This is a genomic window from Burkholderia sp. SIMBA_051, assembly GCF_046534915.1.
Taxonomy (GTDB): Bacteria; Pseudomonadota; Gammaproteobacteria; order Burkholderiales; family Burkholderiaceae; genus Burkholderia; species Burkholderia ambifaria.
Genome location: NZ_JAWRXS010000695.1, coordinates 1 through 247, shown reverse-complemented (window position 1 = coordinate 247; position 247 = coordinate 1). Strand labels below are relative to the sequence as shown.

1 pseudogene is annotated in these 247 nt (G+C 63.6%); it reads right to left on the bottom strand.

Features of this window, described 5'->3' with window-relative positions:
• Positions 1-72 precede the first annotated feature (72 nt).
• Positions 73-247: pseudogene (locus SB771_RS36260) on the bottom strand (ABC transporter ATP-binding protein); the annotation flags it as partial.

The following is a 247-nucleotide window of genomic DNA, read 5'->3' as shown; positions in this document are numbered from 1 at the left end:
ATTCTTGGCGTGAAGGATTGAGGCGCGGACGGTTTGAAAGCCTCGCAAGGCCGCGAAAACCGCGCGCCCGGGTCAAGGCTCGCTGCGCACGTAGCCGGTGAACGGCTGATTCTCACGCACGCAGCCGTCGGTCGCCTGCACGACCTGGTCGCCGAACGCGGCGACGTCATCGGGATCGTGCGTGATCAGCACCATCGGAATATCGAGCCGCGTTTGCAGATCCGACAGTTCGCGTCGCATGCGTTGA